The following is a 448-nucleotide window of genomic DNA, read 5'->3' as shown; positions in this document are numbered from 1 at the left end:
CAATGATGACTGCCACGGGAGATCGACAGCAGTCGATCAGGCCGAAAGCTTGATTAGGCTCAAAAGGCCGCTGGTCACCGCGACGAACAGAACGGGCACCAGATTGGTGGCAGCCACGATCATGCCCACGAGGACGCTATTGTAAACACCGCCTGAGACGGAAAGGAGCGCAACTAAACTCGCGATGAAAAAGACGTTGGCGGAGATCAGCACAAGGACGAACCTGAGGAGACGGCTGCGCCGAATGTTTGCCTCCTCAAGCGACTCCACAACTCTGCCACCGAGGAAAAGGCAGAGAAAATGAAGACTCGAAAGCGACGCCGCCAAGACAAGGCAAGCGATCACCGGCTCGAAGCCACCGGCTGCTATCATGCCCAGAGTAATGAGAGCAGCCGACCAATAGATGAGCGCGGTCTTAATCACGACGTCCAGGATGAAGGCTGCCCAC

1 protein-coding gene is annotated in these 448 nt (G+C 56.5%); it reads right to left on the bottom strand.

Features of this window, described 5'->3' with window-relative positions; translation table 11 throughout:
- Window positions 1-36: 36 nt before the first annotated feature.
- A partial coding sequence (locus DVK06_RS18810; RefSeq protein ID WP_158600116.1) for a hypothetical protein occupies window positions 37-448 on the bottom strand: 412 nt, incomplete at its 5' end.

The organism is Halorubrum sp. Atlit-28R, from assembly GCF_003665955.1.
Classification (GTDB): Archaea; Halobacteriota; Halobacteria; order Halobacteriales; family Haloferacaceae; genus Halorubrum; species Halorubrum tropicale.
This window is presented reverse-complemented; position numbering and strand designations above follow the sequence as displayed.